Raw genomic sequence first — 12,641 nt, 5'->3', positions numbered from 1 at the left:
TTTGTTTATGCTAAGATGCCGCCCCGAAAAAGGCTCTTATACCCGTCATATTTCACGTTGCAGATGCGTTGACTGCGCGCGAGGTATTGAGGGTATAACTTATTAATTTCCCCGCCTGAGGTTTGGCATGTCCACGCGAATTTTAGCAATTGATACGGCGACAGAAGCCTGTTCGGTTGCGCTTTACGATCAGGGCGAAACGCTCGCTCATTTTGAACTCTGCGCCCGCGAACATACGCAGCGCATTCTGCCGCTGGTGCAGCAGATCCTCGCCGAAGCGGGGCTTTCCCTGAAACAACTCGACGCACTGGCCTTTGGCCGGGGACCGGGTAGTTTTACCGGCGTGCGCATCGGCATTGGTATCGCGCAAGGCTTATCGCTCGGCGCGGAACTGCCTTTGTTGCCCGTCTCCACCTTACTCACCATGGCGCAGGGTGCTTACCGCCAGACCGGCGCGGAACAGGTGCTGGCAGCCATTGATGCCCGCATGGGCGAAGTGTACTGGGGTGAATTTACCCGCAATACACAAGGTGTCTGGAGCGGTGAAAATACCGAGACAGTCATCAAACCTGAACAACTGCTGGCGCGTACCGTTGAGCGAAACGGGCGCTTTGCCACCGTGGGTACGGGCTGGGAAGCCTATCCGCATTTACTGGGTGAATCCCCGGCGGCAGATTTATTTGATGGAAAAATGTTACTGCCGCAGGCGGAAGATATGTTGCCGCTGGCGCTGCAGCTCTGGGAAAACGGTATTCGCGTTAATCCGGAAGATGCTGAACCGACTTACCTGCGTAATGAAGTTACGTGGAAAAAGCTGCCAGGCCGATAAGTCATGGCAACTTGTGCATCAAAAGACGGTCAAAATGAAGAGTTTGCACAGGAGTCATCGTAATGCGTAAGTGGTCTGTTGTTCAGCAGTTATCAGGTGTAACGGGTAATAAAATGGTGCTGAGTGCTGTTGCACTCAGCGTGTTGGTATTATCAGGGTGTGTCACCGTGCCCGATGAAATTCGTGGGACCACGGCTACGCCGCAAATGAATTTACAGGCCGTGCAGGGCGCGCCGAATTTGTACGTCGGGCAGGAGTCGCGTTTTGGCGGCAAAGTGATTGCCGTAACCAACCTGCAAAACAAGACGCGTCTGGAAATCGCAACTGTTCCGCTGGATGACGGTGCTCGCCCGATTTTAGGGGCAGCATCACGCGGACGCATTATGGCTTACATTAACGGTTTTGTGGATCCGGTGGATTACCGCAATCAGTTAGTGACCGTCGTCGGGCCAATTACCGGCGTGGAAAAGGGCACTATCGGCCAGACGTCTTATGATTTCGTTACCGTTAATGTCAACAGCTACAAACGCTGGCGGATACAGCAACAGGTCGTCATGCCTCCGCAACCTATCGGCCCGTGGGGCTATGGTTTTGGCGGACCGTATGATTCCTGGGGGCGGGGGTTTGGGCCCGGTTGGGGTCCCGGCTGGTATAATACAGCACCGGCCCGGGTCGAAAGCGTCGTCACCGAATAGACCGCCGCCGCCGCGTGGAGCTCCGCCTTCTCATGGCGCGCTTCCCCCGGCAACAGTAAAACCGGCAGCGACGCATTCTGTTGTGCCGCTGCCCGGGAAATGACCTGAAGAGAAGCGTTGTTAAGGCGGCTTAATTGCCGCCTTTTTATTTTCTGCCATGGACGGTTGACAAAGTAAGGGCACAGAAAAAGTGACCCGCCTCTCAACCTCGACATTGTTTGAAACGCAACTGGTAAGCTGAGTTAAAATATTGTTAAAGACGTGATAAAACTCGTCGAATAGAGACGGCAACAGAACATGATTTCAGGAGTGATACCTTGGAAAAGGTTTGGCTAAAACGATATCCGGCAGATGTTCCTGAGAACATCGACCCTGACCGCTACAGTTCGCTGGTCGAGATGTTTGAAAATGCTACGTTGCGTTACGCTGACAATGCGGCATTTATCAACATGGGCGAGGTGATGACTTACCGCAAGCTCGAAGAGCGCAGCCGTGCTTTCGCCGCCTATTTGCAAAATGAGCTTGGGCTCAGGAAGGGCGACCGCGTTGCCCTGATGATGCCGAATCTGCTGCAATACCCGATTGCCCTGTTTGGCGTATTGCGCGCCGGCATGGTGGTAGTCAACGTCAATCCTCTGTATACGCCGCGTGAACTCGAGCATCAGCTCAACGACAGCGGTGCCAGTGCCATTGTGATTGTTTCAAACTTTGCACATACCCTGGAAAAAGTGGTGTACAAAACCCAGGTTAAGCATGTGATCCTGACCCGAATGGGCGATCAGCTTTCTGCGGCGAAGGGGACGCTGGTTAACTTTGTGGTGAAATATATCAAACGGCTGGTGCCTAAATACCACTTGCCGAACGCGATTTCCTTCCGCACCGCCTTACAGCGCGGACGTCGTCTGCAATACATCAAGCCCGATATCATTAATAATGATCTGGCGTTCCTGCAATATACCGGCGGAACGACGGGCGTGGCGAAAGGGGCGATGCTGACCCACCGCAACATGCAGGCGAATCTCGAGCAGGCGAAAGCGGCCTACGCGCCGTTGTTACAGCCGGGACATGAACTGGTGGTAACCGCACTTCCGCTGTATCACATTTTCGCACTGACAGTGAATTGCCTGCTGTTCCTTGAACTGGGCGGTAAAAGCCTGCTCATCACCAATCCGCGCGACGTGCCGGGGATGGTCAAAGAACTCGGGAAATATCCTTTCACGGCTATCAGCGGCGTGAATACATTGTTCAATGCGTTGCTCAATAATGAAGATTTCCGTGAGCTTGACTTCTCCTCGTTGCGTCTTTCTGTCGGCGGCGGAATGTCGGTGCAGAAATCAGTGGCAGAGAAGTGGGAAAAACTGACCGGTAAACATCTGCTGGAGGGTTACGGACTGACAGAATGTTCACCGCTGGTGTCGGGTAACCCGTATGATTTGAAACATTACAGTGGCAGTATCGGTCTGCCAGTGCCGTCCACGGAAGTCCGTCTCGTGGATGATAACGGCAAGGATGTCGGGCCTGGTCAGCCTGGCGAGCTGTGGGTTAAAGGCCCGCAGGTTATGCTGGGTTACTGGCAACGGCCTTCCGCCACCGATGAGGTGCTAAAAGATGGCTGGTTATCGACGGGCGATATCGTTACAGTGGACGAGCAGGGCTTCTTACGGATTGTTGATCGTAAAAAAGACATGATTCTGGTTTCCGGTTTCAACGTTTACCCTAACGAAATTGAAGAGGTGGTTTCACAACATGACAAGGTACTCGAAGTTGCCGCCATTGGCGTGCCGGATGAGTCGTCGGGTGAAATCGTCAAAATTTGCGTGGTGAAGAAAGACCCATCACTGACCAGCGAAGAGCTTCTCGCACATTGTCGTCGGTTATTAACCGGTTACAAAGTACCGAAGATTGTCGAGTTCCGCGACGAGTTGCCGAAGTCAAATGTCGGTAAAATTCTCAGAAGGGAACTTCGTGATGAGCAGCTGAAACCGAAAGCCAGTCCGAAGCAGGATGCGGCATAGCGGATTGCCTGTTCAGTCAGAAAGAGTCAGATTCTTAACGCCGGCGATGTCCGGCGTTATCACGTTATAACGCATTAATGATTAAGAGAATGATGTTTTGAATTATGAGTTGATCACCACCAATGACGCGCTGGAGCAAGTTTGTCTTCAGGCCAAAGCGCACAGTAAAATTGCGCTGGATACCGAATTTGTCCGTACCCGCACGTATTATCCGCAACTGGGGCTCATACAGTTATTCGATGGCGAACGGCTGACGCTGATCGACCCATTGCCAATCACCGCCTGGCAACCCTTCATTGATTTGCTGGTTGATCCTGATGTCATCAAATTCCTGCATGCCGGCAGCGAAGATCTGGAAGTTTTCCTGAATGCCTTTGGGGTGATGCCTTCGCCGCTGATTGATACGCAGATCCTCGCTGCTTTCAGCGGACGCCCGTTGTCCTGTGGTTTTGCACGTCTGGTGGCTGAAACCACCGGCGTTGAGCTGGATAAAAGCGAATCGCGCACTGACTGGATAGCCCGTCCCCTGAGCGAAAAGCAATGCGTCTATGCTGCGGCTGACGTGTGGTATCTGCTGCCGCTGGCCGATCAACTGATGCGTGAAACACAAGACGCAGGGTGGATGGATGCCGCGCTGGATGAATGCCTTGCTCTGTGCCGCCGCCGTAAGGAAGTGCTGCAACCGGAACTGGCTTATCTGGAAATCAGTAACGCTTTTCAGTTGCGTCCACGCCAGTTGGGATGCCTGAAGTTGTTAGCCGCGTGGCGCCTGAGCCAGGCCCGTCAGCGTGATCTGGCCGTTAATTTTGTAGTCCGTGAGGAAAACCTCTGGCAGGTGGCGCGCTATCAGCCAACGTCGCTGGGCGAGCTGGAAGCGCTTGGTCTGAGTGGCCCGGAGATTCGCTATCACGGGCGTACGTTGCTGGCGCTGGTGGAGGAATCGAATGCACTGGATGAAGCTGAACTCCCCGCACCGATTTTGAACCTGATTGATCAGCCGGGTTACCGCAAAGTCTTTAAGGATATTAAGGCACTTATTCAGACTGTCAGTGAAGAGAGTAAACTGAGCGTTGAAATGCTGGCATCACGTCGCCAGATTAATCAGTTACTGACCCATCACTGGAAGTTAAAAGATAAAGAATCACAACCTGAATTAATCAGTGGCTGGCGCGGGAAGTTGTTAGCTGAAAGACTGAATGAAATTTTGAGCAATTATTGATTCCTTCTTTTAAGAAGGAAAGTGAATATGCGTTAAAAAGAGCGGGCAATTGTCCCGCTCTTTTTATTTTATATTTCCCGATAACGCTTAATCCTAAAATAGCGGCAATCAGGCCAGTCTGGGGATATTAAATTCCAGCCAGAATGAGAGAAGTCTTAATCAAGAATTATCAGGAATAAGCGCAAACAGACAGAAAAAGAACCTGTTTAATGGGGTTATATACAGTGGTTATTTCGGGGCGGGAAGAGAATAGCGGAAGGGAACGAGATAAAAAGCAGTAGCCCCCTGAAAAAACAGGGGGCGCTATGCTGAAAAAAACACCTGCGAACAAGGCAAACAGACTGCTGTCATTTAGGCGTTTCTTCCGATTCTGGCAGGGTGACGTTAAGTTCCAGTACAGAAATATCGTCACCTTTTTGCTCGAACTGAACCTGCAACATTTCTGGGTCAATCTTAATGTACTTACAGATGACCGCCAGAATGTCACGTTTCAGTTCAGGCAGATATGATGGTTCACTATCCCCTCGACGCCGTTCGGCTACGATGATCTGTAGCCGTTCCTTGGCTATATTGGCTGTCGATTTTTTGCGGGACAGAAAGAAATCTAACAATGCCATGGTTTATCCCCCAAAAAGGCGTTTCAGGAAACTCTTCTTCTCTTCCTCAATGAAACGGAATGCACGTTCTTCCCCAAGCAGACGGCTGACAGTATCGTCATACGCTTTCCCTGCATCGGATTCCTGATCCAGAATGACCGGCTCGCCCTGGTTGGACGCGCGCAGTACAGACTGATCTTCCGGGATAACCCCGATCAGAGGAATACGCAGGATTTCCAGCACATCTTCCATGCTCAGCATGTCGCCACGGCTGACACGGCCCGGGTTGTAACGGGTAAGAAGCAGATGTTCTTTGATAGGCTCTAAGCCTTGTTCCGCACGGCGAGATTTTGAAGACAAAATGCCCAGAATGCGGTCGGAGTCACGAACGGAAGAGACTTCTGGGTTGGTGGTGATCACGGCTTCATCGGCGAAATACAACGCCATCAGTGCGCCGGTTTCGATGCCCGCAGGGGAATCGCACACCACGAAATCAAATTCCATTTCGGCTAAATCGTTCAGGATCTTCTCAACGCCTTCGCGGGTCAGTGCGTCTTTATCACGTGTTTGCGAAGCCGGAAGAATAAACAGGTTTTCGGTGCGTTTATCTTTGATAAGCGCCTGATTCAGCGTGGCATCACCCTGGATCACATTAACGAAATCATAAACCACCCGGCGCTCACAGCCCATAATCAGGTCGAGATTACGCAGACCGATATCGAAATCGATAACTACAGTCTTTTTGCCTTTTTGAGCTAAACCGGTAGCAATGGCCGCGCTTGAAGTGGTCTTGCCAACGCCCCCTTTACCCGATGTAACAACTATGATGCGTGCCATGAATGGATTCCTTGTCAAAAGGGCTTAGTTTAAAGGTTGTATGGTTAACACATTATTTAACAGGCTGAGGCGCGCTGCCTGACCGAGATAATCGGCCGGGATTTGATCACTCAACCAGTATTGCCCTGCGATAGAGACTAGTTCAGCGCCTAACTGCGTGCAAAAAATCTGACAATTTGCATCGCCTGCGGCGCCAGCCAGCGCTCTGCCTCGCATCATGCCGTAGATGTGGATATTGCCATCGGCAATCAGTTCCGCACCTGCGCTGACACTGTTGGTCACGATGAGGTCGCTGTTACGGGCATAAATTTGTTGGCCGGATCTGACCGGAGTACTGACAATGCGGGTTTTAGCCGGGGCATTGTCGGGCACGACAGGAACCGGTGGTTCTGCAGCGATACGCTGTGCGCGGCCTTCACTCAGCAGCGGTAAACCGGTGCGGGAAAGTGCGCGTTTTTGCGCTTCATCTTTGCAACCACTGATGCCAACAATGCGAAAGCCTGCAGAAGCGACAGCCTGTTGAATGTCTTTCCAGTTTGCTTCACCGGTCAGTGAGGCAACGTTGATAACAACAGGGGCATTTTTCAAAAAGGCTGGAGCTTGCTCCACTTTTTCCTGTAATGCCTGGTAAATAACCTCAGGTTGTGAACTATGTAAATGAACAACCGATAAGGTAAAACTGCTGCCTTTTAGTTCTATTGGCGATTGTGACATCTATCCTGACTCAGTCTCAGCAACTCTAAATCCCCGGAATACCACTCGGGGGGCGATATTCCGATGTACGATAAGCATGTTATAGTTACAGTTATATCTAGGCAAGCCACCGTTTCAATAAAATAGAGTTAAAAAAATGCTTTGTGTGATCTATAGAAGTACTAAACGCGACCAGACTTATCTGTATGTCGAAAAAAAAGACGATTTTTCCCGTGTGCCTGAAGAATTACTCAAAGGTTTTGGCGTGCCTCAGTTCTCAATGATGCTAAACCTGGCAAACCGTGAAAAACTTGCCACAGCAGATATTGCTAAAGTGCGTCAGTCGCTGGAAGAGCAGGGTTATTATCTGCAGGTTCCACCGCCGGTAGAAAGTTTATTGAATATTCATCTGAACGACGCCAGTAAATAACGCATTCCTGACATTTGTCTCGGCACTCCTCGAACTTTCAGACGGCATGACTTGCATTCATCTTGGTCGTGCTCAAAGCTTATAGCGATGAATCACTTGCAGAAGTCAAAAGGAAGAAATTGATGAAATTGTCGGCACTGGCCGTGTTAACACCGCTGATCATCCTCAGTGGTTGTGCAGCACAGAAAGCTACCTCAGGGCAACCCTCTACACCATCCACTGCGGCAACACAGCCTGCTGCTGCCGCACCGGCAGCGCCTTCTGGCAAAACGTCTCTGGCTGAACAGGGGCGGGACCCCGCGGAATTCCCGGCTTATGTCGAACAACTCAAAGCACAGGCGCTCTCGCAAGGGATCAGCCAGCAGACCATCGACAGCACCTTCGCCAACATTCATTTTGTTGACCGCGTGATCAATTCAGATCGCAATCAGCTCGAAAAGAAAATTACCCTCGACGATTATCTGACACGCGTTCTGCCTGAATGGAAGATTAAACAAGGGCAGGAACAGCTTCAGAGTAATTTGCCTGCGCTGACAAAAGCCAGCGAACGTTATGGGGTTCAGCCGCAGTACATTGTGGCGTTATGGGCGATGGAAAGCAGCTTCGGCAAAATTCAGGGTAAAGAGGATGTATTCTCTGCGCTGGCCACACTGGCCTTCGAAGGACGTCGTGAAGCCTTCTTCACCAAAGAATTTATGTCGGCGCTTAAAATTGTCGATTCCGGTAAAGCCACCAGCGACATGATGAAAGGTTCCTGGGCGGGTGCGATGGGGCAGTCGCAGTTTATGCCAAGTTCTTATCTGACTTACGGCGCTGACGGTAACGGCGACGGCAAGATAGACATCTGGGCAAACACCGATGATGTTTTTGCTTCCACGGCCAATTATTTGGCGAAAGAAGGCTGGAAAGGCGATCAGGGCTGGGGCCTGGAAGTGAAATTACCGGCTAACTTTGATGGCGCTCTGTCGGGGCTGAAAAATAACCAGATGCATCCGGCCAGCTACTGGCAGCAGCGCGGCGTGACGCAAGTTGACGGCAGCCCGCTAATGTCGACAGCGACCCGTTCATGGATTATCACACCGGATGACACGCAGGGGCGCGCGTTCCTGGTTTACGATAACTTCCGTACGATCATGCACTGGAACCGTTCAACCTATTTCGCGCTGAGTATCGGCATGATGGCGGATGGTATTATGGGCTCGCAGTCACCGGTGGTTTCCGGCGATTTAGCACCGGCGACAACTCCGGCGCCTTCTGCACCGTTAGCGCCAGCACCGCATAATCCGTTCAGCGGCTGAAATTCCTAACTTCAAGGAGTAGCTGTATGTACCAACACAGAGACTGGCACGGCGCGTTACTGGATTTTCCGGTCAACAAAGTCGTGTGTGTCGGCAGTAACTACGCCGATCATATTAAAGAGATGGGCGGGCAGAAAGCGGCGGAACCGGTGTTATTTATCAAGCCGGAAACCGCTTTGTGCGATTTCCGCCAACCCATCGTCATCCCGAAGGATCTCGGTGCGGTACATCATGAAGTCGAACTGGCGGTACTTATCGGCACACCACTGAAGCAGGCGACGGAAGATCGCGTCGCCAATGCTATCGCTGGTTACGGGCTGGCACTTGACCTGACGCTGCGGGATTTGCAGTCGACGTTCAAACAAGCCGGACAACCCTGGGAAAAAGCCAAAGGGTTTGACGGTTCCTGCCCGATGAGCGGATTTATTCCGGTAAGTGAATTTGGTGATGCACAACAGGCTGAACTGCGGTTAGAGATCAATGGAGAAGTGCGTCAGAGCGGGAATACCCGCGATATGCTGACGCCGCTTCTGCCGCTGATTGCCTATATGAGCCGCTTCTTCACGCTGCGCGCGGGCGATATCATTCTGACCGGTACACCACACGGCGTCGGCCCGCTAAAAGCGGGTGATGAAATTGTGGCTACACTTAATGGTAAACAGGTAAGTTCCCGCGTGATCTGACGGCGTTTTTCCTCTCCGCCGGAACCCATTTCCGGCGGCTTTACTTGCATCTGCAGGCTAAAGCGTCTATATAAGCACCCTCATTTTCTTTATACCGGATGCACATTATGACTGAACCCGCTTTTTGGCAGCACAAAACGCTGCCTGAAATGACCGACGAAGAATGGGAAGCATTGTGCGACGGCTGCGGACAATGCTGCCTGCATAAGCTGATCGACGAAGACACCGATGAAATCTATTTCACCAACGTCGCCTGTAACCAGCTCAACATCAAGTCTTGCCAGTGTCGTAACTATGAACGTCGTTTCACGCTGGAAGAAGATTGCATTAAACTGACCCGCGAAAACCTGACAACCTTCGACTGGCTGCCGCCAACCTGCGCCTATCGCCTGATCGGCGAAGGACGCCCGCTGCTTCCCTGGCATCCGTTGCTGAACAAAGCATCGAAATCGGCCATGCATACAGCGCAGATCTCCGTACGTTACATCGCCGTGCGCGAAGACGACGTTGAAGACTGGCAGGATCACATTCTGAATAAGCCAAGCTGGGCGAAGTAACTACCTGAAGTGATTGAAGAACTTCATCACTGTGATATAGCGCGGGGTATATACGGGGCATCACCCGTAAACGCTGTACAGTGATCTCCTCCCTGAAAGCAGTGCCAGTCTAAACTGAAGTATCCGGTCTTTCTTTCATTTCACTGAGAGGCATATCAACCATGAAAAAGACCCGTTATACCGAAGAACAGATAGCCTTTGCCCTTAAACAGGCCGAAACCGGCACTCGGGTGGAGGAAGTGTGCAGAAAGATGGGGATTTCTGAGGCTACTTTTTACAATGGGAAGAAGAAGTTTGGCGGTATGGGCGTGACAGAACCGCGTCGTCTGCGACAGCTGGAGGAAGAGAATCACCGCCTGAAACGGCTGGTCGCCGATCTCAGTCTGGACAAGGAAATGCTGCAGGACGTCATCTAAAAAAAGTTCTGAGGCCGGTGCAGAAACGCGAGGCGGCCGAATACCTGCGGGCGGCGAACCGCATCGGGGTTCGCAGGGAATGCCGGCTGCTGATGCAGAGCCGAACGGTCTACCACTAACGCAGCTACCGCGATGACCGGGCCCTCACGCAGCTGATACGGGAGATTGCAGAAACCCGCATTCGTTATGGTGTGCAGCGGATCCATATCCTGCTGCGGCGCGAGGGCTGGCTGGTTAACCACAAGAAAACCCATCGGATTTACTGTCTGGAAGGGCTGAACCTGCGGTCAAAACGCCCGCGGCGGCACGTGACGGCCAGGCACAGGCGTATCCGCCCGGCCGTGACCGCTGTGGATCAGTGCTGGAGCATGGATTTCGTTGCTGATAATCTGTTCAACGTACGCCGGATCCGTGCCCTGACTGTAGTCGATAATTTTAGTCGTGAATGCGTGGCGATCGAGGTAGGCCAGGGACTTCGCGGTGACCATGTGGTCGCCGCGATGGAACGGATCAGGCAGACATAGCAGCGTGTACCACAGCGGCTACAGACGGACAACGGCAGCAAATTTATCTCGAAAGCGCTGGATCGCTGGGCGTATGAAAACCGGGTAACGATGGACTTCTCACGCCCCGGGAAGCCCACAGATAACGCCCTGGTTGAGTCATTTAACGGCAACCTGCGTGATGAATTTCTGAACGTGCACTGGTTCCTGTCACTGGAAGATGCTCAGGAGAAGATCGAGCACTGGCGGCAGGAATATAACCAGTATCGACCACATTCCTCGTTAAATAACCAGACTCCGGCAGAATTTATCCGAAGCCTGCAAACAGGCCCGGATCTCTGATTTATCCTGGCACCGATATTGGGAAGGGATCATTCTTTATCAACGGAACGTCAGGTATTTCAGTACGAGTTGATTACACATCGGTAGGAAAATAAAAAAAGGGCCATCAGGCCTAATGCTAGTCACTTAAGGAAATGAGGCCCGTGAATTTGGGCCTTCGATGAAGAAAAATAGCGCTATAAGCCTGATTCCTTCATTATCCTTTGAAGCACAAAAATGAATTTGTATTCATAAAAATGCTTAACTGACTGGCATTACCATCATGCCCTTATTTTATTTTTTATGTAGATGCATGCTCCATCCAGGCGGGTTGATGCGAATCTGCATCGACTCTCCTGTCGGCAATGCATTGAATGATTTTATATCCTCACGATAACCCACCTCGGCCATTGGTGGTATTGAGAACCCACGTAATAAAACAGTAAGTGCCATGATGGAAATTATCATAAGTGGCGCCAAAGATTTGGGGGAAATTCGGCTCACTACATAAAGAAGAAGAGAAAAAAATGCAAAGTTGGTGATGAAAAAGTATCTTTCACCTCCCCCAGGGATCAGTAAAGTTGGCCACTGCGGCTGATCAAGGCTCATCATAGGCTTTGCCAGTGCAAACCCGATCATCAACACCGGGAATAAAACCGCCGATTTAAAACGCCACCCACACCTAAAGAAGAAAATAACCACCAGAAAGATTAGTGCGATGAAAAGCAAGATGTTCAGTACATGCATAGACCCCATGTCTGAAATTCGGTCGTTCATAAAGAGCGAACCACCTATCACACGGTAACTTATGACATCGGCCAAGAGACTAAAGCTTGCTCCTAGGGGGGCTGAAGACCTACCGGTGTCAGAGGAGTTCAGGATAGCTGCGACCTGTATAATGCAACACACGGCCATGGTGATATCAAAAGCATTGATTCCCTTTATAGCCTTGACAATACCTCCACGCTGAGACACTCGCTTAATCAGCAGACATGGCGCAATGAATACAACAAAAGGCCCACTGAGAGAACTGATAATTAGAAGTGTAAAGTCGTGTATCTTCCAGACTACCTCTTTACCATCATCAGCCAGGACAACAGCCATAAGGTATAGAGATAAGTACCAGTGAACATTTGTAATGTTCACATATCCTTCAGTCAGATTTGGCATCAGCAAAAAATATATAACTGCCGCGATTCTATAAGGCATCCTTATAAAGGACATTCTTCCAGATAAAACAAAAAGCACAAAAAAGCATCTAATGCTTATCGCTATAATGTTGGCAACCAATGCAGCATTTGAAATCCCAGTAAGTATTGCTATTCCATAAGTGATTCTTGATATGGTTTGATAATATCCATTTTGCGGGTAAATTAGCGAGTTCCAAAAACCATTATTATAAATATTCTCCATCCATATTTTCCCATCCTCTGCCCAAGGCTGCGCGTTGAAAATTATGTCTGGTCTACGAGATACGATTACGGAAAAGACAAAAATAAATAATCCCGCCACCGCAATATATTTTTCTAAACGACTAAATCCGTTCATT

At 50.7% G+C, this 12,641-nt stretch carries 12 protein-coding genes and 1 pseudogene; 9 read left to right on the top strand and 4 right to left on the bottom strand.

Annotated elements, in window-relative coordinates:
• The first annotated feature begins 127 nt into the window (after nt 1–127).
• From tsaB to rnd, 4 genes are all read left to right on the top strand, one after another.
• Nucleotides 128–829, top strand: coding sequence for a tRNA (adenosine(37)-N6)-threonylcarbamoyltransferase complex dimerization subunit type 1 TsaB (gene tsaB, locus EX31_RS10610; protein ID WP_015689882.1), 702 nt, complete (start codon nt 128–130; stop codon nt 827–829).
• Nucleotides 830–891: 62 nt separating this feature from the next.
• Entirely contained in the window at nt 892–1,524 is a 633-nt protein-coding gene (locus tag EX31_RS10605; protein WP_037034680.1) for a Slp family lipoprotein, read from the top strand.
• 317 nt (nt 1,525–1,841) lie between these two features.
• On the top strand, nt 1,842–3,539 hold the full coding sequence (gene fadD / locus EX31_RS10600) for a long-chain-fatty-acid--CoA ligase FadD (RefSeq protein ID WP_037034678.1): 1,698 nt from the start codon (nt 1,842–1,844) through the stop codon (nt 3,537–3,539).
• 97 nt (nt 3,540–3,636) lie between these two features.
• Nucleotides 3,637–4,758 carry a ribonuclease D gene (rnd, locus tag EX31_RS10595; RefSeq protein WP_037034676.1) on the top strand — a complete coding sequence of 374 codons (1,122 nt, stop codon included), beginning with the start codon at nt 3,637–3,639 and terminating at the stop codon, nt 4,756–4,758.
• A 347-nt stretch (nt 4,759–5,105) separates the two neighbouring features.
• Here the strand turns inward: rnd and minE are convergent, their stop codons facing one another.
• Genes minE through minC form a run of 3 tightly spaced genes read right to left on the bottom strand, consistent with a single transcriptional unit; the run spans nt 5,106 to nt 6,905 of the window.
• Entirely contained in the window at nt 5,106–5,375 is a 270-nt protein-coding gene (gene minE, locus EX31_RS10590) for a cell division topological specificity factor MinE (RefSeq protein ID WP_013575323.1), read from the bottom strand.
• Nucleotides 5,376–5,378: 3 nt separating this feature from the next.
• Nucleotides 5,379–6,191 (bottom strand): septum site-determining protein MinD, encoded by an 813-nt coding sequence (gene minD, locus EX31_RS10585; protein ID WP_013575324.1) that lies wholly within the window; start codon nt 6,189–6,191, stop codon nt 5,379–5,381.
• A 24-nt stretch (nt 6,192–6,215) separates the two neighbouring features.
• Nucleotides 6,216–6,905 (bottom strand): septum site-determining protein MinC, encoded by a 690-nt coding sequence (gene minC, locus EX31_RS10580; protein WP_013575325.1) that lies wholly within the window; start codon nt 6,903–6,905, stop codon nt 6,216–6,218.
• Nucleotides 6,906–7,041: 136 nt separating this feature from the next.
• On the opposite strand from minC, the gene EX31_RS10575 reads away from it, so the two are divergent.
• The 5 genes and pseudogenes from EX31_RS10575 to EX31_RS25995 all read left to right on the top strand — a co-directional run bounded on the left by EX31_RS10575 (nt 7,042) and on the right by EX31_RS25995 (nt 11,113).
• On the top strand, nt 7,042–7,314 hold the full coding sequence (locus EX31_RS10575; RefSeq protein ID WP_013575326.1) for a YcgL domain-containing protein: 273 nt from the start codon (nt 7,042–7,044) through the stop codon (nt 7,312–7,314).
• Nucleotides 7,315–7,436: 122 nt separating this feature from the next.
• Nucleotides 7,437–8,612 carry a lytic murein transglycosylase gene (locus EX31_RS10570; protein WP_037034674.1) on the top strand — a complete coding sequence of 392 codons (1,176 nt, stop codon included), beginning with the start codon at nt 7,437–7,439 and terminating at the stop codon, nt 8,610–8,612.
• A 26-nt stretch (nt 8,613–8,638) separates the two neighbouring features.
• Nucleotides 8,639–9,295 carry a fumarylacetoacetate hydrolase family protein gene (locus EX31_RS10565; protein WP_013575328.1) on the top strand — a complete coding sequence of 219 codons (657 nt, stop codon included), beginning with the start codon at nt 8,639–8,641 and terminating at the stop codon, nt 9,293–9,295.
• Nucleotides 9,296–9,402: 107 nt separating this feature from the next.
• Nucleotides 9,403–9,852 (top strand): YcgN family cysteine cluster protein, encoded by a 450-nt coding sequence (locus tag EX31_RS10560; RefSeq protein ID WP_037034672.1) that lies wholly within the window; start codon nt 9,403–9,405, stop codon nt 9,850–9,852.
• Nucleotides 9,853–10,013: 161 nt separating this feature from the next.
• Nucleotides 10,014–11,113 (top strand): annotated as a pseudogene (locus tag EX31_RS25995) (IS3 family transposase).
• Between the two features lie 273 nt (nt 11,114–11,386).
• On the opposite strand, the gene EX31_RS10545 reads toward EX31_RS25995, so the two are convergent.
• Nucleotides 11,387–12,640 carry a hypothetical protein gene (locus tag EX31_RS10545; RefSeq protein ID WP_037034668.1) on the bottom strand — a complete coding sequence of 418 codons (1,254 nt, stop codon included), beginning with the start codon at nt 12,638–12,640 and terminating at the stop codon, nt 11,387–11,389.
• Nucleotide 12,641 lies beyond the last annotated feature (1 nt).

Source organism: Rahnella sp. WP5, assembly GCF_000745615.1.
Classification (GTDB): Bacteria; Pseudomonadota; Gammaproteobacteria; order Enterobacterales; family Enterobacteriaceae; genus Rahnella; species Rahnella aceris.
Note: the sequence above shows the minus strand (reverse complement) of the source record. Positions and strands in the feature narration are given on the sequence as shown.

Excerpts from the sequence above, each read along its gene's own strand:
- tsaB (WP_015689882.1), top strand. The coding sequence starts at position 128 with ATGTCCACGCGAATTTTAGCAATTGATACGGCGACAGAAGCCTGTTCG.
- EX31_RS10605 (WP_037034680.1), top strand. The coding sequence starts at position 892 with ATGCGTAAGTGGTCTGTTGTTCAGCAGTTATCAGGTGTAACGGGTAAT.
- minE (WP_013575323.1), bottom strand. The coding sequence starts at position 5,375 with ATGGCATTGTTAGATTTCTTTCTGTCCCGCAAAAAATCGACAGCCAAT.
- minD (WP_013575324.1), bottom strand. The coding sequence starts at position 6,191 with ATGGCACGCATCATAGTTGTTACATCGGGTAAAGGGGGCGTTGGCAAG.
- minC (WP_013575325.1), bottom strand. The coding sequence starts at position 6,905 with ATGTCACAATCGCCAATAGAACTAAAAGGCAGCAGTTTTACCTTATCG.
- EX31_RS10575 (WP_013575326.1), top strand. The coding sequence starts at position 7,042 with ATGCTTTGTGTGATCTATAGAAGTACTAAACGCGACCAGACTTATCTG.
- EX31_RS10570 (WP_037034674.1), top strand. The coding sequence starts at position 7,437 with ATGAAATTGTCGGCACTGGCCGTGTTAACACCGCTGATCATCCTCAGT.
- EX31_RS10565 (WP_013575328.1), top strand. The coding sequence starts at position 8,639 with ATGTACCAACACAGAGACTGGCACGGCGCGTTACTGGATTTTCCGGTC.
- EX31_RS10560 (WP_037034672.1), top strand. The coding sequence starts at position 9,403 with ATGACTGAACCCGCTTTTTGGCAGCACAAAACGCTGCCTGAAATGACC.
- EX31_RS10545 (WP_037034668.1), bottom strand. The coding sequence starts at position 12,640 with ATGAACGGATTTAGTCGTTTAGAAAAATATATTGCGGTGGCGGGATTA.